At 73.1% G+C, this 20,051-nt stretch carries 18 protein-coding genes; 10 read left to right on the top strand and 8 right to left on the bottom strand.

Translation table 11 applies throughout. The features are described from left to right. Positions 1 to 27: 27 nt before the first annotated feature. Positions 28 to 570: an NUDIX domain-containing protein gene (locus ACFYOU_RS28745; RefSeq protein WP_391309615.1), complete on the bottom strand. Its 543-nt coding sequence runs from the start codon at positions 568 to 570 to the stop codon at positions 28 to 30. A gap of 390 nt (positions 571 to 960) precedes the next feature. Here ACFYOU_RS28745 and ACFYOU_RS28740 point away from each other — a divergent pair, with 390 nt between their 5' ends. The 4 genes from ACFYOU_RS28740 to ACFYOU_RS28725 all read left to right on the top strand — a co-directional run bounded on the left by ACFYOU_RS28740 (position 961) and on the right by ACFYOU_RS28725 (position 4,281). Beyond that, positions 961 to 1,365 carry a tyrosinase cofactor gene (locus ACFYOU_RS28740; RefSeq protein WP_389770640.1) on the top strand — a complete coding sequence of 135 codons (405 nt, stop codon included), beginning with the start codon at positions 961 to 963 and terminating at the stop codon, positions 1,363 to 1,365. 16 nt (positions 1,366 to 1,381) lie between these two features. Then, a complete protein-coding gene (locus ACFYOU_RS28735; RefSeq protein ID WP_389770637.1) occupies positions 1,382 to 2,206 on the top strand; it encodes a tyrosinase family protein in 825 nt (274 codons plus the stop codon). 241 nt (positions 2,207 to 2,447) lie between these two features. Continuing rightward, positions 2,448 to 3,173, top strand: a complete 726-nt coding sequence (locus tag ACFYOU_RS28730; protein ID WP_389770635.1) for a response regulator transcription factor — start codon at positions 2,448 to 2,450, stop codon at positions 3,171 to 3,173. After that, positions 3,166 to 4,281 carry an ATP-binding protein gene (locus ACFYOU_RS28725; protein ID WP_391309612.1) on the top strand — a complete coding sequence of 372 codons (1,116 nt, stop codon included), beginning with the start codon at positions 3,166 to 3,168 and terminating at the stop codon, positions 4,279 to 4,281. Before ACFYOU_RS28730 ends, ACFYOU_RS28725 begins: the two co-directional genes overlap by 8 nt. Before the next feature lie 68 nt (positions 4,282 to 4,349). Here the strand turns inward: ACFYOU_RS28725 and ACFYOU_RS28720 are convergent, their stop codons facing one another. The 3 genes from ACFYOU_RS28720 to ACFYOU_RS28710 form a co-directional block, all read right to left on the bottom strand. Further along, positions 4,350 to 5,126 carry an enoyl-CoA hydratase-related protein gene (locus ACFYOU_RS28720; RefSeq protein WP_391309610.1) on the bottom strand — a complete coding sequence of 259 codons (777 nt, stop codon included), beginning with the start codon at positions 5,124 to 5,126 and terminating at the stop codon, positions 4,350 to 4,352. Positions 5,127 to 5,202: 76 nt separating this feature from the next. Then, positions 5,203 to 6,525, bottom strand: coding sequence for a hypothetical protein (locus tag ACFYOU_RS28715; RefSeq protein ID WP_391309608.1), 1,323 nt, complete (start codon positions 6,523 to 6,525; stop codon positions 5,203 to 5,205). Further along, the gene (locus tag ACFYOU_RS28710) at positions 6,522 to 8,162 is read right to left on the bottom strand and encodes an amino acid adenylation domain-containing protein (RefSeq protein WP_391309606.1); all 1,641 of its coding nucleotides are present in this window, start codon (positions 8,160 to 8,162) and stop codon (positions 6,522 to 6,524) included. The genes ACFYOU_RS28715 and ACFYOU_RS28710 overlap by 4 nt, the downstream gene beginning before the upstream one ends. Positions 8,163 to 8,432: 270 nt before the next feature. Here ACFYOU_RS28710 and ACFYOU_RS28705 point away from each other — a divergent pair, with 270 nt between their 5' ends. From ACFYOU_RS28705 to ACFYOU_RS28685, 5 genes are all read left to right on the top strand, one after another. Further along, positions 8,433 to 9,209: an ATP-binding cassette domain-containing protein gene (locus ACFYOU_RS28705; protein WP_391309604.1), complete on the top strand. Its 777-nt coding sequence runs from the start codon at positions 8,433 to 8,435 to the stop codon at positions 9,207 to 9,209. Further along, a complete protein-coding gene (locus ACFYOU_RS28700) occupies positions 9,206 to 10,213 on the top strand; it encodes an MqnA/MqnD/SBP family protein (protein ID WP_391309602.1) in 1,008 nt (335 codons plus the stop codon). The genes ACFYOU_RS28705 and ACFYOU_RS28700 overlap by 4 nt, the downstream gene beginning before the upstream one ends. Positions 10,214 to 10,223: 10 nt before the next feature. Next, positions 10,224 to 10,994: an ABC transporter permease subunit gene (locus ACFYOU_RS28695; RefSeq protein WP_391309600.1), complete on the top strand. Its 771-nt coding sequence runs from the start codon at positions 10,224 to 10,226 to the stop codon at positions 10,992 to 10,994. Further along, the gene (locus tag ACFYOU_RS28690; protein WP_391309597.1) at positions 10,991 to 12,634 is read left to right on the top strand and encodes an FAD-dependent monooxygenase; all 1,644 of its coding nucleotides are present in this window, start codon (positions 10,991 to 10,993) and stop codon (positions 12,632 to 12,634) included. Before ACFYOU_RS28695 ends, ACFYOU_RS28690 begins: the two co-directional genes overlap by 4 nt. Positions 12,635 to 12,883: 249 nt before the next feature. Then, complete coding sequence (locus ACFYOU_RS28685) at positions 12,884 to 13,903, top strand: ABC transporter substrate-binding protein (RefSeq protein ID WP_391309595.1); 1,020 nt, start codon at positions 12,884 to 12,886, stop codon at positions 13,901 to 13,903. 90 nt (positions 13,904 to 13,993) lie between these two features. Here ACFYOU_RS28685 and ACFYOU_RS28680 read toward each other — a convergent pair whose 3' ends face one another. The 4 genes from ACFYOU_RS28680 to ACFYOU_RS28665 form a co-directional block, all read right to left on the bottom strand. Beyond that, positions 13,994 to 14,860, bottom strand: a complete 867-nt coding sequence (locus ACFYOU_RS28680) for an ATP-binding cassette domain-containing protein (protein ID WP_391309593.1) — start codon at positions 14,858 to 14,860, stop codon at positions 13,994 to 13,996. Between the two features lie 58 nt (positions 14,861 to 14,918). Further along, complete coding sequence (locus ACFYOU_RS28675) at positions 14,919 to 15,908, bottom strand: iron chelate uptake ABC transporter family permease subunit (RefSeq protein WP_391309591.1); 990 nt, start codon at positions 15,906 to 15,908, stop codon at positions 14,919 to 14,921. Between the two features lie 74 nt (positions 15,909 to 15,982). Continuing rightward, positions 15,983 to 17,098 carry an iron chelate uptake ABC transporter family permease subunit gene (locus ACFYOU_RS28670; RefSeq protein ID WP_391309588.1) on the bottom strand — a complete coding sequence of 372 codons (1,116 nt, stop codon included), beginning with the start codon at positions 17,096 to 17,098 and terminating at the stop codon, positions 15,983 to 15,985. A 227-nt stretch (positions 17,099 to 17,325) separates the two neighbouring features. Further along, positions 17,326 to 18,285 (bottom strand): cupin domain-containing protein, encoded by a 960-nt coding sequence (locus tag ACFYOU_RS28665; RefSeq protein ID WP_391309586.1) that lies wholly within the window; start codon positions 18,283 to 18,285, stop codon positions 17,326 to 17,328. Positions 18,286 to 18,443: 158 nt separating this feature from the next. Here ACFYOU_RS28665 and ACFYOU_RS28660 point away from each other — a divergent pair, with 158 nt between their 5' ends. Next, positions 18,444 to 20,030 carry an MFS transporter gene (locus ACFYOU_RS28660; protein WP_391309584.1) on the top strand — a complete coding sequence of 529 codons (1,587 nt, stop codon included), beginning with the start codon at positions 18,444 to 18,446 and terminating at the stop codon, positions 20,028 to 20,030. Positions 20,031 to 20,051: the final 21 nt, after the last annotated feature.

Here is a 20,051-nt window from a genome sequence, read left to right as displayed (position 1 = left end):
GGGCAGCCGCCGGACCGCCGGGGCGGATCACCTCCAGGTGTAGTTCTCGTCGGTGAACGCTTCGAGGGCGGCGTCGGCGACGGTGGAGCGGGGGTTCGGCAGGGCGGCGAGGGCGGGCCCGACGGGCGGGTAGATCGGCAGCCCGGCGGTCTTCCGGTAGTCGATCCACTCGATGGCGCCGACCTCGTGACTGCCGTCGGGGAGCTCGTCCCGTTCGGCCTCCGCGAGGGTGGCGCGGAGGTCCGGGGTGACGTGGAGACGGTAGACCAGATGGAGTTTGCGCGGGGGCGGGACGGGACCGGGACGGCTGACGCGTTGGTCGACGAGCCACACGAGCTCGCCGCCCTCGGCCCGGTCGACGTCGAGGTCGAGCTCCTCCGCGAGTTCCCGGCGCAGGGCCAGCGGAAGGTCCTCGCCGGGTTCCACGTTGCCGCCGGGCAGCGAGTAGTGGACCGAGCCGGTGCGGTCCCGTCGGATGAGGGCGACGTCGTTCCCGCAGAACACCAGGGCCCCCGTCCTGATCCTGATCTGGGAGAACGGTGCCGCCGGGGAGTCGGGTGCGCTGGTCATGACGGTCAGTATCGTCGCCGCCCCCGTGACGGCGGCGCACGGCACGGGACCGGCAAACGAGGTACTTGGGGTCTTCGTCGCATAACGTCGCTCCCCTTTCCGGCCATGTTCGGATCGCGGCCCCGCCGCATGACGGGCCGCCGTCGCCGGGAAGATCTCCATGTAGGTGGCACGTTCACGATGGAATCTACGGTTCCGAAACCCCCGGACCCGGACGCGCAGTAAGAACACGTCCGGTCGCACCCCCGTGGCCTGCGAAACGTGTCCGTATGGCAGCCAACCGAACCGGTCCCCCTTCTGCGGCGATCACTCCCCGTGTTGGCATGGTCGCGGCGGCCCGCAAACAACCTGGGGGGTCGCCTCAGCCATGCTTATGGGGGTCCATTCGTCATGTCCAGACTCACCCGTCGTCAGGTCATCCGAGCCGTAGGAGGCGCAGCCGCGGGCACCGCAGTGCTCGCCGGCGTCGCCACCGCGACCGCCGGCAGCGCACCGGCCGAGGCCGCCGCACCGGGCGGCAAAGGCGAACTCGCACCGTTCGACGAGGTCTTCCAGGGCCGCCGCATCCAAGGACTGCCCGATGCGAAGGCCCGCACCCACGCCCACGCAGGACACGGCCCCGGCTACCGGGTCCTGGTCGACGGCCGCGAACTCCAGGTCATGCAGCACGGGAAGAGCGGCTGGAGCAGCACCATCAACCACTACGAGAGGTTCGCGACCCCGCACGACGCCGCACGCACCGCGGTCATCTCACTGAAGGGCGCCGCCATCGTCCCCTTCGACCCCACCGCCTGAGCCGGGAGCAACCGCCATGACCGTACGCAAGAACCAGGCGAACCTCACGTCCGCCGAGAAGCAGGCGTTCGTCGACGCCGTGCTGGCCCTCAAAGCCAGTGGCGTGTACGACGAGTTCGTCGCCGCGCACCGCCTCCGCTTCGCCCTCGACATGAACACCGGCATATACGTGGGCCACTTCGGCCCGTCGTTCCTGCCCTGGCACCGCAAGTACCTCATCGACTTCGAGAACGAGCTCCAGAAGGTCAACCCGCAGGTGTCGATCCCCTACTGGGACTGGACCGTCGACAACACCGCCGGCTCCTCCCTGTGGGCACCGAACTTCCTCGGCGGCACCGGACGCCCCCTGGACGACCAGGTCATGGACGGCCCCTTCGCCTACTCGGCCGGCCAGTGGCCGATCACCATCCAGGCCGACAGCCGTCCCTTCCTCGCCCGCAACCTCGGCTACCGGGTACCGACCCTGCCGACGCGTGCCGAGGTCGACTCCGCCCTCGCCATCCCCACCTACGACTCCGCGCCCTGGCGGGACGGCTCGGCGGGCTTCCGCTCCACCCTCGAAGGCTCCGCGGGCTACATGAGCATGCACAACCGGGTGCACACCTGGGTGTGGGGGCAGATGGAGTCCAGCGTCTCCCCGAACGACCCGGTGTTCTGGCTGCACCACGCGTTCGTCGACAAGCTCTGGGTCGAGTGGCACGCGCTGCACCCCAGCAGCGCCGAGTACCTCCCCACCGGGGGCACGACCGACGTGATCGACCTCAACGAGACCATGCCGCCCTGGACCAACGCATCGCCCCAGAGCGTGCTGGACCACACCCAGTTCTACGTCTACGCGTAGGAACGGCGGGGTGACGCAGCCGTACGGCAGGGCGGTCACCCTGCCGCCGCAGTACCGCAGATGAGAACGCGGAACGCCCCGCCCCGGCCTCGGCGGGGCGTTCTGCTGGCCGCTCCAACAGCCGTTCCACCGGCCGTTCCAGGGGGCGCTCCACCGGGCGTTCCACCGGGCGTTGCGCCGGCGGGACGGAGACCCGCCGGCCCTGCGCACGCGTCGTGCACGCCCCTGAGAGGCTGGGGCCATGCACCACACGCCGACACACGTTCTGGTGGTCGAGGACGATCCGACCGTCGCTGAGGTCGTCGTCAGCTACCTCGAACAGGCCGGGCACACGGTCGCCCACGCCCCCGACGGCTTCGTCGCCCTGCGCTCCGCCGCGCTGCGCCGCCCCGACCTGGTCGTGCTCGACCTCATGCTGCCGGGCATCGACGGCCTGGAGGTCTGCCGCACCCTGCTCCGCACCGGACCGGTGCCCGTCATCATGCTGACCGCCCGCGGCGACGAGAGCGACCGGGTCCTCGGGCTGGAGACCGGCGCGGACGACTACCTGACCAAGCCGTTCAGCCCGCGCGAACTCGTGCTGCGGGTGGCGTCGGTGCTGCGCCGGGCGAACACCGTCGAGCAGCCCGGGCGCCTGGTGTCCCGGTTCGGCCTCACGCTTGACCCGGCCGGGCGCACGGTCACCAAGAACGGGCGGGAAGTCAGCCTCACCCTGCGGGAGTTCGACCTCCTCGCCTATCTGCTCCACCACCCCGACCGGGCGGTCACCCGCGAGACGCTGATGCGTGAGGTGTGGGGGTGGGAGTTCGGTGACTTCTCCACCGTGACGGTGCACATCCGGCGGCTGCGGAGCAAGATCGAGGACGACCCCGCCGCCCCCGCCCTGATCCACACGGTCTGGGGGATCGGCTACCGCTTCGCGGACGCCGCACGGGGGAGCTACCCGGGGGTTCACGGTGATGTCTGATCTGGCGCTCATCGCGGTGTACGCCCTGCTCGGCGCGGTGTGCGCGGGACTGGCCGGGGTGGTGGCCCTGCACCTGCTGCGCCGTCGATCGCTCATGGCCTCGGTGACCGTGGTGGCGGCGGTGGCGGTGCTCGCCATGCTCGCCGGCACCCTCTCGGTCTCCTGGGCGATGCTGCTGATGAACGCCCATGACCTCAAGGTGGTGACGGTGGTGGTGGCCATGGCGGCGCTCGCCTCCTTCGCCACCGCGGTCCTCCTGGGCCGCCGGGTCGCGGCCGGCAGCCGCGGACTGGCGCTCGCCGCCCGCTCGTTCGGACACGACGGCAGCTTCGCCAGCCCCAAGACGCCCGCCACGGCCGAGTTGGCGTCCTTCAGCCGGGAACTGGAGGCGTCCGCGGCCAGACTCGCGGCGTCCAGACAACGCGAACGCGCGCTGGACGCCTCCCGACGGGAACTCGTCGCCTGGATCTCGCACGACCTGCGGACCCCGCTCGCCGGGCTCCGCGCCATGGCCGAGGCGCTGGAGGACGGGGTCGCCAGGGACCCGGAGCGCTACTTCCGACAGATCCGCGCCGAGGTGCAACGGCTGGACGGCATGGTCTCCGACCTCTTCGAACTGTCCCGCATCCACGCCGGTGCCCTGTCCCTCGACCCGGTGCGGACCTCCCTGCACGACCTCGTCGGAGACGCCCTCGCCGGTGCCGAAGCCCTCGCCGCCGAACACGGGGTCCGCCTGCTCAACGATCCCGTCGAGCCGGTGCCGGTGGAGGTCGACGCCGGAGAGATGACGCGGGTCCTGGCGAACCTGCTGGTCAACGCCATCCACCACACACCGGCCGGGGGCGCCGTCGCGGTCTGCGCGATGAGCGGCGACCGCTGGGCCACCCTCGCGGTCACCGACAGCTGCGGCGGCATCCACGAGGACGACCTGCCCCGCGTCTTCGACCCCGGTTGGCGCGGCAACGAGGCCCGTACCCCACCGGGGGGCGCCGGGCTGGGCCTCGCCATCGTGCGCGGCATCGTCGAGGCCCACTCCGGCCGGGTACGCGTCAACAACGTGCCGGGAGGATGCCGCTTCGAGCTGACCCTTCCCGTCGCACCGCTCTAGGCTGCTCCGGCAGCCCGGGACCCCGGCCGGAGCTCCTGCTCCGCCCGGGGCCACCGGCGCGACGGCCGCTACGGGGCGCCGTGTCCGAACTGCGGGGGGCGCTTCTCCAGGAAGGCGCGCATCCCCTCCTTCTGGTCGGCGCCGGCGAACAACGAGTGGAAGACCCGCCGCTCGTACCGCAAGCCCTCGCCCAGTCCCGACTCCAGCGCCTGACCGACCGCCTCCCGGGCCGCGAGGGCCGCCGGCCGGCTGCGCGAGGCGATCACCCGCGCGAACTCGGCCGCCTCGGAGTCCAGTTCGCCGGCAGGGACGAGTCGTGCGACCAGCCCGGACCGCTCCGCCTCCGCCGCGTCCATCGTCCTTCCGGTGAGGATCAGGTCCATGGCCTTGGCCTTGCCTATCAGCCGGGTGAGCCGCTGGGTCCCGCCGATGCCGGGGATCACCCCGAGCGTGATCTCCGGCTGGCCGAAGACCGCGGTGGTGTCGGCGATGACCGTGTCGCACATCATGGCGAGCTCGCAGCCGCCGCCCAGGGCGAAGCCGGCCACCGCCGCCACCTTCGGCGTGCGCAAGGACGCGAACAGTTCCCAACGGGCGAACCAGTCCGCCGCGAACATCTCCGGCGCGCTGCGCTCGGCCATCTCCCGGATGTCGGCGCCCGAGGCGAACACGCCGTGGGAACCGGTGATGACGAAGCAGCCCACCTCGGGGTCGCCGTCCAACGGGCCGAGCGTGTCGAGCAGTTCCTCCAACAGGGCGGTGTTGAGGGCGTTGCGCACCTCGGGCCGGTGCAGGCGGACGGTCACCACGCGGTCGTGGCGCTCCACCTTCAGATGGTCGGGCATGTCTCCTCCGGGGGGTCGTGGGGGCGGGGAGCGGTAGGGGGGTACGGGGTGTGGGGAAGCGGGGTGGGCGTGCGGGTCAGGAGTCCCAGATCGCGCCGTGCGCGGGTATGCCGCGCTGCTCCAGGGCCTGCACCACCGCGCGGGTGAGCCGGCGGTTGGAGATGCAGATCACCGCCTCCGCGCCGGATTCCTGCCAGACGGCGTGGGCGAGGGCCGCCATGTCGGGCTTGCCGTCCGTCGCGGTGTCCCACACCACGGCATCGGGCTGTGCCGCGAGGATCTCGTCCACCAGGGCGTCCCCGTAGGTCGCCCGGGGACTGCGGGCCGCCCACACCAGTCGGGCGGGCACGGTCCCCGCCAACAGGTGCGGCAGACACGGTCCGATCCCGCTGCCGGTGGCGACGTACACGACCCGTCGGAACAGCGTCTCGATGTTGGCGACTCCCGCGGTGGGGATGCCCTTGACCCACACGGTGTCCGGCAGCTCGTCGATGAACTCCCCCGTCCAGTCTCCGGCGCGGGAGACCGTCAACCGGAATCCGCTGCGCCCGGGTGCGGGGACGTTCGCGAAGGAGTGCCACTCGGTGAGCGGCGAACGGCTGATCGCGGTCGAGGAGCCGGCGAACGGGGTCACCCCGTGGTCGAAGTGCGCCAACACCACGTGGGACGAGGGGCGTTCCAAGGCGACCGGGACCCGGCGCAGCCGCAGCCAGGGCAGGGCGATGCTGAAGGTGACGAGTGCCAGCAGCCAGGGGCCGGGCGAGGCGACGGGGGAGGTCCCGCGGTCGTGGGCGACCAGCAGGGTCTGGGCCCACAACAGGGCGAGTGCGGCCCAGCCGCCGAAGCGGTGGACGCGCTCGAAGGCGTCGTGGAAGCGGGCGCGCAGCGGCGGCAGCGCCGTGAGCGCGACGACGGTCAGCACGACCGCCGGGGCCCAGGAGACGAGGAGGGTGGCGAGGGGCGCCCCGTCGTGGGTCAGGCGCACGGTCAGTGCCAGGAACCAGAGCGTTCCGGCGACGGCTCCGCCGATGTGCAGCCCGCCGAAGTGGTAGACCTTCGACAGGGCCCATCTGACGCTCAACGGCCAGGTCACGGGTGCCGCCGTGGCGATCCTGAACAGCGCGTTGATCACGTACTGCTGGCGGATCAGCACGGCCAGGGTGAAGTTCACCAGCGCCGCGTGGGAGAGGGTGTCCACCGGAACCGGGCCGGGGGAGGCCACGACGTACCCGAGCACCCCGGCATTGACCAGCAGGACGGACACGAGCAACCGGTGGTGGGGGATCAACCGCGGATGCCCCAGTACGCGCCGGACGAGCGGGCCGGGCGGCGGCAGCGGGGGCACCACGAGCCGTTCGGCGTCGGGTGCGCTGGTGGGCGGTCGCGAGACGGTACTCATGAGGCCACGTCCGAGCGCTCGTCCCGCAGCCGCTGGTCCCGCAGGCGTTCGGCGAGCTCCACCAGCGCGGCCTTGTCGATCTTGCCCCGGCTGGTCTGCGGCAGGAGGTCCAGGGCGTGCACCTCCTCGGGGACGTAGTAGTACGGCAGGACGTCGGCCACCGCGCGTCGCGCAGCGGCCGGCCCGAGGCTGCCGGGGGAGACGAAGGAGACCAGGGTGCTGCCGTCCAGCCGTACGGTGGCCGCCCTGACGCAGCCGGGCATCGACTCCAGGACGGCCGACACCGCGTCGAGTTCGACGCGGAAGCCCCGGACCTTCACCTGGTCGTCGGTGCGTCCGAGGTGCTCCAGCTCGCCTTCGGGGGTCCAACGGCACAGGTCCCGGGTGCGGAACATCAGCTGCCCCGCCCCGACGAAGGGGTCCGCCCGGTAACGCTCGTGGGTCAGCCCGGGGTCGCCCAGGTATCCCGCGGTCACTCCCGCGCCCCCCGCCCACATCTCACCCACCTCGCCGATGGGCAGCGGCCGACCGTGGTCGTCGAGGACGTACACGGTGGTGTTCGGGACGGGGCGTCCGATCGTCAGCCGTTCGGCCGACGGGGTGTGCCGCTGCACGGTGTTGACGATCGTGGTCTCGGTGGGTCCGCAGCCGTTGTGGAAGTCGCAGACGGCCGCCCACCGGTCGGCGAGGGCGCGGGGGCACGGCTCCCCGGCCACCGCCACCGCCCGCACCCGGGTGCAGTCCGCGGGGTCCAGCCCCGACAGGATGGTCGGCGTCGCGATGATCACCTCCGCCTCGCGGACCGCCTCGGTGAAGTCCTTGCCGCGCAGCACGAGGGTCGCACCGTGGCTCAGTGCGCCCAGGATCTCCCAGGCCGCCATGTCGAAGGCGATGTTGAGGAGTTGGCTCACCCGCATCCCCGGTTCGATCCCCAGCCGACCGGGCGCGGTGTGCAGCAGGTTGCACACGTTGCGGTGCGTGACGGCCACCCCGTTGGGCTGTCCGGTGGTGCCGGAGGTGAACAGGACGTAGCAGAGGTCCTCACCGCCCGGGTCGGGCTCGGGGCGGGGTCCGACGCCTGGGCGGGGCGGGGCTTCCTCCAGCAGGGGCAGCGGCTCCTCCATCAACAGGTCGACGGCGACCGTGCTGGTGCCGGGCGTCACGGGCACCCGGTCCTCGTACGGGGAGAGCGTGAGCACGGTGTGCGCCCCGGAAGTCCGCAGCACGTGCCGGAGCTGGGCCCGCGGAGTGATGCCGATGTCCTGGGGGACGTAGGCAGCGCCGGCCTTCAAGGTGCCCAGCAGCGCGACGAGCATCGGCAGGGAACGACGGACGAAGACCGCCACCCGGTCACCGGTGCGCACCCCCCGGTCGGCGAGCACCCGGGCCAACCGCTCGGCCTGGCGGTCCAGTTCGCCGTAGGTGATGCTCCGCCCGTCATGCGTGGCGGCGATCGTCATCGGTCGGGTCCGGGCCTGGTCCTCGAAGGCCCGGTGCACCAGCTCGTACGGCACCGTTCGACTCGGTCCCTGTCCGAACGTGCGGAACAGCATCCGGTCCTCGGCCGTCAGCCCGTCGAGCAGGGCACTGCTCCACCCGGACGACGGCCGTGCACGTTCCACGATTCTCTCCACCATCAGCCACCTACCTCCTCATGCGCATCAGCAACTCGGGAGGCCCCAGTGAACAAGCCGTCACGAGCGCGGGGCGAGGGAAACGGCCGCACCGTCAGGCTCTCGTAAGAACTGGCCGCCCGGCGTCCGTGCCCCTCGCCGCTGCTCCCCAACTGCATGCGTGCAAGGGCTGGTTGCCTGCGATGCAGTTGCCTGACCGAACCACTGAGGTCAGGCAGACCTTTGTTAGCCTCGCCCAAGTCGTCAGGGGCTCAAGATGACTTGGGGGATTACATGTCCACTGGAGGAGTGACGTTCCGTGCGGTCGGCCACCGCTACCGGACGCACCGTCTGTTCCACGGGCTCGACCTCGCCGTGCGCGCCGGCACCACCCTCGCCGTCCTCGGACCCTCGGGCGTCGGCAAGAGCACCCTGCTGCGCCTGGCCGCCGGTCTCCACCGCCCGACGACCGGAACCGTCACGGCGCCCGACCGCGTGGGGTACGCCTTCGCCGAACCCCGGCTGATGCCCTGGCGCACCGCCCTGGACAACGTGGTCTTCGTCCTGGGCCGCCGCCCCGCCGCCGCAGACCTCGTCCGCGCCCGCCACCTCCTCGACGGACTCGGCCTCGCGGGCTCCGTCGACGCCTACCCGGCGGCACTCTCCACCGGGATGCGGCAACGCGTCGCGCTCGCCCGGGCCCTGATCGTCCGCGCCCCGCTCCTCGTCCTCGACGAACCCGCCTCCGCACTGGACATCCACCTGCGCGCCGAGGTGCGGCAGACCCTCCTCGCCCTCGCCCGGGACGCCGGCTCGACCGTGCTGTGGTCCACCCACGACCCCCACGAGGCCGCCGTCACCGCCGACCGGGCCCTGGTCCTGGGACCCACCGGTCACCAGGTCCTGGACTTCGACGCACCCGCCGCCACCCGCACCCCCGCCGCCGCCGAACGCGCCGCACGCGCCGTCGTCCGGGCCCTCGCCGCGGCGCACCCCACGGCGCACCTCACCGACCCGCCGGACGGGCCGCCCGCGCCACCCCACCCCCACCGCTCAGGAGCCCACGAGTGACCACGCACACCCGCCACCGACCCGTCCGCGCCGCGCAACTCCTGGCGTCCCTCACCCTCCTCGCCGCCTGCGCCGGGCCCGGCGCAGGCGGCGAGAACACCGGCCTGCGCATCGCCGTCGCCCCCAACGCGGTGCTCGACGCCGCGACCGCCGGACTGCGCACCGACCGGGAACTGACCTCCGAGGCCGGCAACGTCCGCTTCAGCGCCCTGCGCAACCCCGACGAGATCCGCACCCAACTCACCAGCAACTCCGTCGACGTCCTCACCCTCCCCAGCAACATCGCGGCCAACCTGCACAACCGGGGCGTCGACGTGCGCATCCTCGGTGTCGTCGGCGGACCCGTCGACGTGCTCGTCGGCCCGCGGGACGCGGCACCCTCCTGGTCCTCGCTGCGCGGCGCCACCGTCCACATCCCGTTCAAGGGCGACGTCAACGACGTGCTGTTCCGCCACCTCGCCCGGGAGAACGGACTCACCCCCGGCGAGGACCTGACCGTCGTCAACCACCCCGGCCTCCCCGACCTGCTCACCGCGGTCAGCGCCGGCGAGGTCGACTACGCACTGCTCCCCGAGCACCAGGCCAGCCTGGCGCTCAGCCGGGCCGCGTCCGTCGGCCGCCCCAAGAAGCAGATCCTCACCCTCGGCGAACAGTGGCGCAAGGCCACCGGACAGCGCAGCCTGCCCACCTACGCCGTCGGCGTCCGCGGCCGGTTCGCCGAGGACCACCCCGAACTCGTCGGACACCTCCACCGCGCCCTCACCCGCTCCGCCCGCGGCGCCGCCGACCGGCCCGCCGCGATCGCCCCCCAGGTCGCCCGGCGCACCGGAGCCCCCGGCCCGCTCGTCACCCGACTGCTCGACCGCCTCACCCCCACCTACCGCAGCGCCCGCGACGCCCGCCCCGAACTGACCGCGCTCTTCACCGAACTCGCCGCCGCCTCGCCGGCCCTGGTCGGAGGGAAGGTGCCCGGTGCCGGCCTCTACGTCACCGAGGGTCCGTGACACCGCACTCGTGCTGACGGGCACCGTGGCCCTGATCGCCCTCTGGCACCTCTGGGCCGCCCGTCACCCCGCCGTGCTCGTCCCCTCACCCGCCGAAACCGCCGAAGCACTGCAACGCCTCACCGCCAGCGGCCTGTTGCCCACCGAGATCGCCCGCAGCCTCGGCCGCACCCTCCTCGGCTCGGCACTCGCCCTGCTCATCGGCACCCTGTGGGGTCTGATCGGCGGCACCAGCCCCCTGGTCGACGGACTCGGCCGCCCGCTGCGCGCGGTACTGCTCGGCATTCCGCCGATCGTGCCCGTCGTCATGGGAATGGTCTGGTGGGGCGGCGGGGGAGAGGTGCCCGTCTTCGTCGCCACCCTGGTCTCGGTGCCGGTCGTCGCCGTCGCGGTCGCCGAAGCCGTGCGCTCCCTCGACGCCGACCTGCTGGAGATGGCCACCGCCTTCCACGTGCCCCTCCTCCACCGCCTCCGTCACCTGGTGCTGCCGGCGCTCACCGCCCCGCTCCTCGCCTCCGTCGCCCTGGTCACCACCACCTCGCTGCGCACCACGATCATGTCCGAACTGCTCGCCGCCCCCGACGGGGTCGGCGCCCAGATCGCCACCGCACGCACCAACCTCGCCACGGACGAGGTCTTCGCCTGGGCCACCGTGGCCGTGGCCGTCGCCCTGCTCACCGAACACCTGTTGGTCGGCCCGTTGCGCCGGCGCGCCCGCCGCTGGCAACACGACGGCTCCGCGCACCCGGCCGAACCCGCCCTCGAAAGGACCCCGTCATGACCGCGGCCCCCGCCCCGGAGACCGCCCCGGTGGACGAGTACGTTCCCGTCCTCATCGCCGGAGCCGGCCCCGCCGGACTGACCCTCGCCCTGCTCCTCGACCGGCTGGGCGTGCCCTTCCTGCTCGTCGAGCGCCGCACCGGGCCCTCCGCGCTGCCCCGCTCCCGAGCCGTGAACACCCGCACCATGGAGGTCCTTCGACACCTCGGCCTCGCCGACGAGGTCACCGGGGCGGCCCTCGCCCAGGAACGCGTCGGACTGCGCTTCGCGTTCGCCCCGACCCTGGCGTCCCTCAGCGGCCCCGACGCCGTGCTCGCCCGGCACGTCGCCGCCGGTCGCCGCGCCGACCACAGCCCGGTGACGACGGTGCTGTGCCCGCAGGACGTCGTCGAGGACGTCCTGCGGCGCCGCGTGCCCACCACCCGCGTACGGTACGGGCACGCGCTCGGCGACCTGGAACAGACGGACGAGCACCTCACCGCCACCGTCACCGGACCCGGGGGCCGTACCTACCGGGTGCGCTGCGGCCACCTCGTCGGCTGCGACGGCGCCCACAGCGCGGTACGACGTGCCACCGGGGTCCGGCTGCGCGGCGGCGGGCCCGTCACCGAGAACCACCAACTCCTCTTCGAGGCGCCCCTCGGCCCCCTCTTCGGCGAGCTGCGGGCCTCCAACACCTTCCTGCACTCCGACGGGGTGCGCGGCTACCTCCAGCCCACCTCCGTACCCGACCGCTGGACCTTCAACCGGCTCCTCGAAGGCGCCCCGGACCCGACGCCGCTCGACCCCGCCGACGTGGTGCGCACCGTCGCCGGTGACCCCGCGCTCCCGGTCAAGGTGCTGGAGGAGTCCCACTGGACCAGCCGGAGCGAGGTCGCCGAGCGGATGACCGTCGGTCGGGTCCACCTCGCGGGCGACGCGGCGCACCTGGTGACGCCGTTCAGCGGCTCCGGACTCAACCTCGGCGTCCAGGACGTGCACAACCTGGCCTGGAAGCTCGCGGCGGTCGTCCACGGCTGGGCCGGCCCGGGACTGCTCGCCACCTACGACCCCGAACGCCGTCCGGTCGCCGAACGGACCGCCGACGAGGACCGCACCAACAACGCCGCCGCCGTCGCCACCGGCAACTGGGACCGGTGGCGCGCGGAACTGCCCAAGCGGCTGGTGAAGGACGGTCTGATCCTCGGCTTCCACTACCCGCAGGGCGCGCTCGTCCCCGAGGCCGACGACCCCGCCGCCCCGGCCGACCCGGTCACGGACTCCCGTGCCGACTACCGTCCGAGCGCCCGCCCCGGCCACCGCGCCCCGCACCTCCCGCTGGGCCCCGGCCCCGACGCCGCCTCCGTGCTCGACCTGTTCGGCCTCGGGTTCACCCTGCTCACCGGAGCCGCGGGCACGGTCTGGACCGCGGCGGCCCACCACGTCCAGCAGCGCCTCTCCGTGCCCCTGCACACCAGGGTCCTCGGCCCGGGGACCGCGGAGATCGACCCCAACTGGACGCGGACGTACGGCATCACCGGATCCGGCGCCGTCCTGGTGCGCCCCGACGGCCATGTCGCCTGGCGTCGCACCACCGGCGGCCCCGACGCGGCGGCCCTCCTGGAACGCGCACTGCGCACCGTGCTGAGCCGCCCGGAGTGAGGGGCGGTTCCGACCGGTCCTGGCCCGGGGGCGGCGGGCGGGGCAACTCCCCGCCGTCCAGGGGAAGATCGTTGCCAAGGTAAGCCTTGCCTGACTAGTGTGCGACCGTGGCTCGCGCGACCGGCGGGTTCCGGCCGTGCGGGCAGCACTCCTCGGCCGGGGTCCGCCATCCGGACGCGCACAGCGGTGCGGGCCGCTGCCGGACGGTACGCCGTCCGGTGTCTCCACCTCTCACAGACGGGCCTTGCCATGACCACAACGACCGTACGCGAACGGCCCCTGAGCCGCCGGGGCATGATCTCCATGGGTGCCGTGCTCGGCTCGTCCCTGACCCTCGTCGGATGCGGCAACGACGACGAGTCCACCCCGGCGGGGTCGACCGGCTCCGGGGGCGCCTTCCCCGTCACCGTCGAGGACAAGTTCGGCACGGTGCGGATCGCCGAGCAGCCCGAGCGGGTGCTCTCCCTGGGGCGCACCGACCACGACGTGCTCCTCGCCCTCGGTGTCGTCCCGGTCGGCCTGTGGCAGTTCATCCCCACCATGAAGCGCGGCGTGGGCAGTTGGGCGGAACCCTCGCTGGGCGGCAAGACCCCGACCTTCCTCAAGCCGCCGTTCGACTTCGAGAAGGTGGCCTCCCTCGACCCCGACCTGATCGTCAACGTCCAGTCCGGCGGGGACGAGACCGAGTACCGCACCCTCACCGACATCGCCCCCACGGTGGGGCTGCCCGGCGGCGCCGCGGCGAACACCGTGCCGTGGCGGGACTCCACCAAGCTCATCGCCCGCGCGGTGGGCCGGGCCGCCGAAGGGGAGAAGCTGATCGCGGACACCGAGGCGCTGCTCAAGGCCGCCGCGGACCGCAATCCCGCGTTCGCCGGCAAGACCGTGTCCATCCTGCTGGCCTTCGGCGGCAAGGTCGGCGTGTACACCACGGGCGACACCCGGATGCAGATCGTCTCCGCGCTCGGCCTGAAGCCCTCGCCGTACGTGACGGGCCTGGGCGAGGACACGTACTTCGTCGAACTGTCCGCCGAGAAGACGGGCGAAGCGGACGCCGACGTGGTGATCCTACTGAGCCAGCAGCAACTCCCGCTGGCGGCCACGTTGAAGCAGTACCCGCAGATCGCCGAGATGAAGGCGGCCCGGGAGGACCGGCTGGTCTTCCCTGCCGACCCGGCCGTCGGCCTGGCCCTCTCCAGCGCCTCCGTGCTCAGCATCCCCTACGCCGTGAAGGGCCTGGAGCCGCTGCTGCGGGAGGCACTGGCCTGAGGACCGTCCCGGCCGGGGACTTCGGGGGCGGGGGCGCCCGACGGCCCGCGCCCCCTCCCGCCCCGACCGGGGACGGAACCCGACCGCCCCTCAGCCCGTGCGGGGCTCCACGGCGCTGAGGGCCCCGTCGAGGCGGCGCGGGTCGTCGGGGCGGGCGGCGGGCACCACCATCGGGGTCCCGACCTCCGGATCGGGGATGATCCGGCAGGCCAGCCCGAACACCTCCCGCACCAGGTCCGCCGTGACGACCTCCATCGGATCGCCCTGCGCCGCTATCCGGCCGTCCTTCATCACGATCAGGTGCGAGGCGTACCGGAACGCCTGGTTGAGGTCGTGGAGCACCAGGACGAGGGTGTGCCCCCGCCGGTGGTGGAGGTCCCAGCAGAGGTCCAGCACCTCGACCTGGTGCGCCAGGTCGAGGAAGGTGGTCGGTTCGTCCAGCAGCAGGATGTCGGTGCGCTGGGCGAGCACCATCGCGAGCCACACCCGCTGTCGCTGCCCACCGGACAGCTCCTCGACGAACCGGTCGGACAGGTCGCGGACATGGGTCATCTCCATCGCCTCGACCACCGCCTGCTCGTCCTCGACGGACCACTGCCGCAGCAGCCGCTGGTGCGGGAACCGGCCGCGCGCGACCAGGTCGCCGACCGTGATGCCGTCGGGCGCCGTCGAGGTCTGGGGGAGCAGACCGAGCAGCCGCGCGGCCTCCTTCGTGGCGTACGAGGAGATCGGCGCGGAGTCCAGGAGGACCGTCCCGGCCCGTGGCTTGATCATCCGCGACAGCGCCTTGAGCAGCGTGGACTTGCCGCACCCGTTGGGGCCCACGATCACCGTGAAGGAGCCGTCGGGGACGCGGACGTCCAGCGCGTCGGTCACCACGCGCTCGTCGTAGGCGAGGGTCAGGCCCTCACCGCGCAGTCGGACGTCGTGCGCCCCGTCGCTCATGTCGTTTCCCATCCGTTCTCCCGGCGGTGCCGGAGGTGGCGCGCGGTCCGGCGCCTGCTGGTGCCGGTCGTCATCGACGCCGCCACTGCCGACCCAGCAGCCAGGCGAGGTAGAGCCCGCCCAGCGCGGCGGTGCCGATGCCCACCGGGAGCTGGGTCGGGGCCAGGGCGCGCTGGGTGGCCAGGTCGGCGGCGGTCAGCAGCAGTGCGCCCATCAGCGCGGCGGGCAGCAGCCCGGGCCCGGGCGAGCCGGTCAGCCGCCGGGCCAGTTGCGGTGCGGCGAGCGCCACGAACGGGATGGGCCCCGCGGCGGCGGTCGCCACCGCGGTCAGCGCGACACTGGTCACCAGCAGCGCCAGCCGGGTCGGCTCGACGGGCACCCCCCGGGCGCGGGCGGTGTCGTCGCCCATCTCCAGCAGGGTCATCCGACGGCCGAGCGCCGAGGCGACCGGCACCAGGAGCAGCAGCGCGAGGGCCAGCGGCACCACATGGTCCCAGCGACGACCGTTGAGGCTGCCGGTGAGCCACAGTTGGGCGGTCTGGGCGTCGTTCAGCGAGGCCCGGGTCAGCAGATAGGCGTTGAGCGCGTTGAGCATGGCGGCGATGCCGATGCCGGTGAGGATGAGCCGGAAGCCCTTCGCCCCGCGGCGGAAGGCGAGCACGTACACCAGGGACGCGGTGAGCAGCCCGCCGACGACCGCGCCGAAGGCGGTGGCCCGCAGGCCGCCGCCGAGCAGCAGGATCACCACCAGGGCGCCCGTCGCCGACCCGGTGGTGAAGCCGACCACGTCGGGGCTGCCCAGCGGATTGCGGGAGACGCTCTGGAACATCGCCCCGCCGAGTCCCAGTGCCGCGCCCACCAGCACCGCCACCAGCAGTCGCGGCAGGCGCAGTTCGCGCACGATGAAGTCGACGCCCGGACGCCCGTCGCCGACCAGGGTGGCGAACACGTCGCCGAGGGAGGCGGAGTAGCTACCGGTGGTCAGGCTGACCAGGCCGATCGCGCAGATCGCCAGGGCGAGCAGCGTCCCGACGGTCAGCGACCGCGGGTGCAGACGCACGGACACGGCACCGGAACGGGTCCGCAGCACCCTCCCGGTCACCGGCCGGCCGCCGCGCCGACCGCGAACGGCGCTCACAGGGCCGCGATCCGACGTCGGCGGCTGAGCAGGACGAAGAGGGGCGCGCCGAAGAACGCGGTCACGATGCCGGCTTCCAACTCGCCCGGTGAGACGAGGAACCGGCCGAGGACGTCCGAGCCGAGCAGCAGCACGGGCGCGAGGAGCAGCGAGTAGGCCATCACCCAGCGTTGGTCGGGGCCGGTCACCATGCGTACGAGATGGGGGACCGCGAGTCCGACGAACGCGATCGGTCCGGCCGCCGCCGTGGCGCCGCCGCAGAGCAGGGCCACCGCCACCGCCCCGGTCAGCCGGGTCCGTTCGGTGTGTGCGCCGAGGGCCCGACCCGTCTCCTCGCCGAGCGCCAGTGCGTTCAGCGGACGGGCGAGCCCCAGGGCGGCGACCACACCGACGAGGATCAGCGGACCCACCTGCACCACCACCTCCGTGGTCCGTCCGGCGAGCGAGCCGACCGCCCAGAACCGGAACTCGTCGAAGACGCTGAGGTCGTGGAGGATCACGGCGGAGACGTACGCGATCAGCGTGGCGTTGATCGCCGCACCGGCGAGCACCATCCGCTCCGGCGTCGACGCCCGACCGGTGGCGCCGAGCAGGTACACCACCGCGTAGGCGACGGCCGCGCCGAGGAGGGCGAACCAGACGTATCCGATCGGTGAGTCGACGCCGAGGAAGGCGATGGCGGTGACCACGGCGGCGGACGCGCCGTTGTTCACCCCGAGGAGTCCCGGGTCGGCCAGCGGATTGCGGGTCAGCCCCTGCATCAGCGCCCCGGCGAGGCCGAGCGCGGCGCCCGCCAGTACACCGACGAGGGCGCGCGGAACCCGCAACTCGCGCACGACGAACGCCTCCTCGCCGTCACCGCCCCGGACGAGCACCTCCCACACGGTGGCGAACGGGATGCTCCGTGCGCCGACCGAGAGGCTGAGGCCGCAGACGAGGGCGAGGGCCAGGGCCGCGAGTGCGAGCCCGTACCAGCGGAGCGCACCCGTGCGGCGGACGACCGTGCGTGTCGGCGCCGCGGACTCCTCGGTGAGCGTCGGAACGACGGGCGGACCACCGGTGGGCACGCCCGTGGATATGCCGCCGCCGTCGGCTCCGTCCGGTGCCTTCATCGTCGGACCACCGCCGTTCGTCCGGAGCGACAACGCGCTCTCGCCACCTCGCCCCCTCCGTCCGTCCACCCCGGTCCGAGGCAGCGCAGGCAAGCCTAACCATCCTTGTGTCGGGCATTCAACTTCCCCCGGATCGGCGGGGATCAGGGGGAACGCGCGTCGATCCGGTGCCGGGGATCACCGGAACAGGGCGTTCCCCTACGGTTGATCCGTCGCCGGCCCCGGGTTCAGCCGAGGGCCGCCCGGGCGTCCGCGGCGGCCGTCCTGCGGTGGTCCGACGGCCGCATCCCCCGGATGCGTTTGAACGCCGCGCTCAGGGCGAACGCATCGGCGTACCCCACCTGGCGGGCCACCGACGCCACCGTGTCGTCCGTGGCCCGGAGCAGGTCACTCGCCAACGAGACGCGCCACCCGGCCAGGTACGCCATCGGCGGTTCGCCCACCAGCAGGGTGAACCGGTGGCCCAGGCCGGACCGGGAGACCCCCACCTCGTCCGCCAGCATCCGCACCGTCCACGGCCGCGCCGGATCGTCGTGCAGCAGCCGCAGCGCCTTACCCACGACCGGATCGCCGAGCGCCCGGTACCAGCCCGGCGCCCGTGCCTCGGGCCGGGCGAACCAGGCCCGCAGGGTGTACACGAGCAGCAGGTCGAGCATCCGGTCGACCACCACCTGTTGCCCCGGATCGGCGCGCTCCACCTCGGCCCTGACCAGTTCCAGCATCGGATGGTGCCGGTCCTCACCGGGCACCCGGAGCACCGGCGGCAGCGCCTCCAGCAGTCGACCGCTGACCTCCCCGCCCCCCTGGTACATGCCGGTCAGCAACATCGCGGAGCCCTCGTAGCGTTCGCCGCAGGCCCGTAGGTCCAGCCGGATGTCCTCGGTGACGTCGACCCCTTCGGCGGTGACGCACCGCTCGGAGCCGTGCACGTCGATGTCCGCCGGCGTCGTCGGGGCGTCCGAGACGGTGTGCGGTGCGGCGCCCCTCACGACCACCAGGTCGCCCGGCTCCACGCGCACCGGTTCGGCGCCGTCCACCCGGACCCAAGCGGTGCCCGACAACATGGTCATCAGGGTCAGGGGCGAGCCGCCCACGAACCGCAACGACCAGGGCGGGTCCAGGATCGACCGGCCGAAGACGGCTCCTCGGGCCCTCGTCTCGTACAGCAGGTTGGCGAGCGCGTCCACCCGGCGATCCTACGGCGCGGGCCCGGGCGCCCGGCCCGCTGGACGCCCGCACATCACCCTCGGCGTCATGGCCATCGGTCTTGCCGCCGCCGGCCGGTTGGCTGGTCGCATGACCTTGGTGAACGTCTGCCTCACCCATGCCCCCTTGAGGAACCGCCGTGACAACTGACCCACTCGACCCGGCCGTTCCCGGGCAGCGCGCCGGCCTGCGGGAGTGGATCGGCCTCGCCGTGCTGGCCCTGCCGACCCTGGTGCTGGCCCTGGACATGAGCGTCCTCTACCTCGCGTCGCCGCACCTGGGCGCGGACCTGGCGCCGACCGGCTCCGAACTCCTGTGGATCATGGACGTCTACGGGTTCATGATCGCCGGCTTCCTGATCACCATGGGAACGCTCGGCGACCGCATCGGCCGCCGGCGGCTGTTGATGATCGGTGCCTTCGCGTTCGGCGTGGCCTCGATCGTGGCGGCGTACGCCACCAGCCCGTTGATGCTGGTCCTCGGCCGTGCGCTGCTGGGTGTCGCCGGGGCGACCCTGGCGCCGTCGACCCTCGCGCTGATCAGCAACATGTTCCGGGACGCCGGCCAGCGGGCGGTGGCCATCTCGATCTGGATCTCCTGCTTCATGTCCGGGATGGGCGTGGGCCCGGTGGTGGGCGGACTGCTGCTGGAGTGGTTCTGGTGGGGGTCGGTCTTCCTGTTGGCCGTTCCGGTCATGGTGCTGCTGCTGGTGACGGCGCCGATGGTGCTGCCCGAGTACCGGCCCGAGCAGGCCCCGCGACGCCTCGACCCGGCCAGCGTGGTGCTGTCCCTGGCGGGCGTCCTGCCCACGGTCTACGGCCTGAAGCGGATGGCTGCCGAGGGCTTCGATCCGGTCGCGGTCATCGCGGTGGTGCTGGGAGCGGTGTTCGGCGTGATCTTCGTGCGCCGCCAACGGCACCTGAATGAGCCGCTGTTGGACCTCGCCCTGTTCGCCGACCGCTCCTTCCGCGCGGCTCTGCTGATCATCCTCGTCTCCACCGCCGCGGGCGGCGGCCTGTACCTGTTCGCCACCCAGTACGTGCAGATGGTGGCCGACCTGCCGCCGCTGCGGGCCGGGCTCTGGCTGATCCCGACGGCGGTGGCGAGCGCCGTGGGTTCGCTGATCGCCCCGGCGCTGGCGCGCAGGTTCCGACCGGGCCGGGTGGTGGCGGGCGGCCTCGCGGTGGCGGTCACCGGCTATCTGGTGATGGCGCTCGCGGACGCCGACTCCGCACTGGTCGTCGTCGCGGGCGGCATCGCCCTGGTCTTCTTCGGCGCGGGCCCGATGACGGCGTTGAGCACCGATCTGGTGGTGGGTTCCGTGCCGCCGCAACGGGCGGGGGCGGCGGCCTCGATGTCGGAGACCAGTACGGAGTTGGGGATCTCGCTGGGCGTGGCGGTGCTGGGCAGCCTGGGGACCGCCGTCTACCGCAGCCGGATGGAGGACGCCCCGCCCGAGGGGGTGCCGGCGGACGCGTGGGCGGCGGCCTGGGACACCCTGGCGGTGGCGACCGCGGAGGCGGAGCGGCTGCCGGACGGTCCCGCACAGGCCCTGGTGGAGGCGGGGCGCGAGGCGTTCACCGCCGGTTTGAACGTCGCCGGATGGGTGGGCGCGGCGCTGGTGACGGTGCTGGTCGTGGTCGCCGCGCGGGTCTTCGGCCGGGCCCGCCCGACGGCGCCACCACCGGCGGCGGCCGTGGCGGACCGGGTCGGCGCCGCGGACTGAGGCCCGGGAGCCTGGCGGACC

This window comes from Streptomyces sp. NPDC005955 (assembly GCF_042871255.1).
Taxonomy (GTDB): domain Bacteria; phylum Actinomycetota; class Actinomycetes; order Streptomycetales; family Streptomycetaceae; genus Streptomyces.
Note: the sequence above shows the minus strand (reverse complement) of the source record. Positions and strands in the feature narration are given on the sequence as shown.

What these genes read in the sequence shown, in the direction of transcription:
- ACFYOU_RS28745 (WP_391309615.1), bottom strand. Translation starts at nt 570, where the DNA reads ATGACCAGCGCACCCGACTCCCCGGCGGCACCGTTCTCCCAGATCAGG.
- ACFYOU_RS28740 (WP_389770640.1), top strand. Translation starts at nt 961, where the DNA reads ATGTCCAGACTCACCCGTCGTCAGGTCATCCGAGCCGTAGGAGGCGCA.
- ACFYOU_RS28735 (WP_389770637.1), top strand. Translation starts at nt 1,382, where the DNA reads ATGACCGTACGCAAGAACCAGGCGAACCTCACGTCCGCCGAGAAGCAG.
- ACFYOU_RS28730 (WP_389770635.1), top strand. Translation starts at nt 2,448, where the DNA reads ATGCACCACACGCCGACACACGTTCTGGTGGTCGAGGACGATCCGACC.
- ACFYOU_RS28725 (WP_391309612.1), top strand. Translation starts at nt 3,166, where the DNA reads ATGTCTGATCTGGCGCTCATCGCGGTGTACGCCCTGCTCGGCGCGGTG.
- ACFYOU_RS28720 (WP_391309610.1), bottom strand. Translation starts at nt 5,126, where the DNA reads ATGCCCGACCATCTGAAGGTGGAGCGCCACGACCGCGTGGTGACCGTC.
- ACFYOU_RS28715 (WP_391309608.1), bottom strand. Translation starts at nt 6,525, where the DNA reads ATGAGTACCGTCTCGCGACCGCCCACCAGCGCACCCGACGCCGAACGG.
- ACFYOU_RS28710 (WP_391309606.1), bottom strand. Translation starts at nt 8,162, where the DNA reads ATGGTGGAGAGAATCGTGGAACGTGCACGGCCGTCGTCCGGGTGGAGC.
- ACFYOU_RS28705 (WP_391309604.1), top strand. Translation starts at nt 8,433, where the DNA reads ATGTCCACTGGAGGAGTGACGTTCCGTGCGGTCGGCCACCGCTACCGG.
- ACFYOU_RS28690 (WP_391309597.1), top strand. Translation starts at nt 10,991, where the DNA reads ATGACCGCGGCCCCCGCCCCGGAGACCGCCCCGGTGGACGAGTACGTT.
- ACFYOU_RS28685 (WP_391309595.1), top strand. Translation starts at nt 12,884, where the DNA reads ATGACCACAACGACCGTACGCGAACGGCCCCTGAGCCGCCGGGGCATG.
- ACFYOU_RS28680 (WP_391309593.1), bottom strand. Translation starts at nt 14,860, where the DNA reads ATGGGAAACGACATGAGCGACGGGGCGCACGACGTCCGACTGCGCGGT.
- ACFYOU_RS28670 (WP_391309588.1), bottom strand. Translation starts at nt 17,098, where the DNA reads ATGAAGGCACCGGACGGAGCCGACGGCGGCGGCATATCCACGGGCGTG.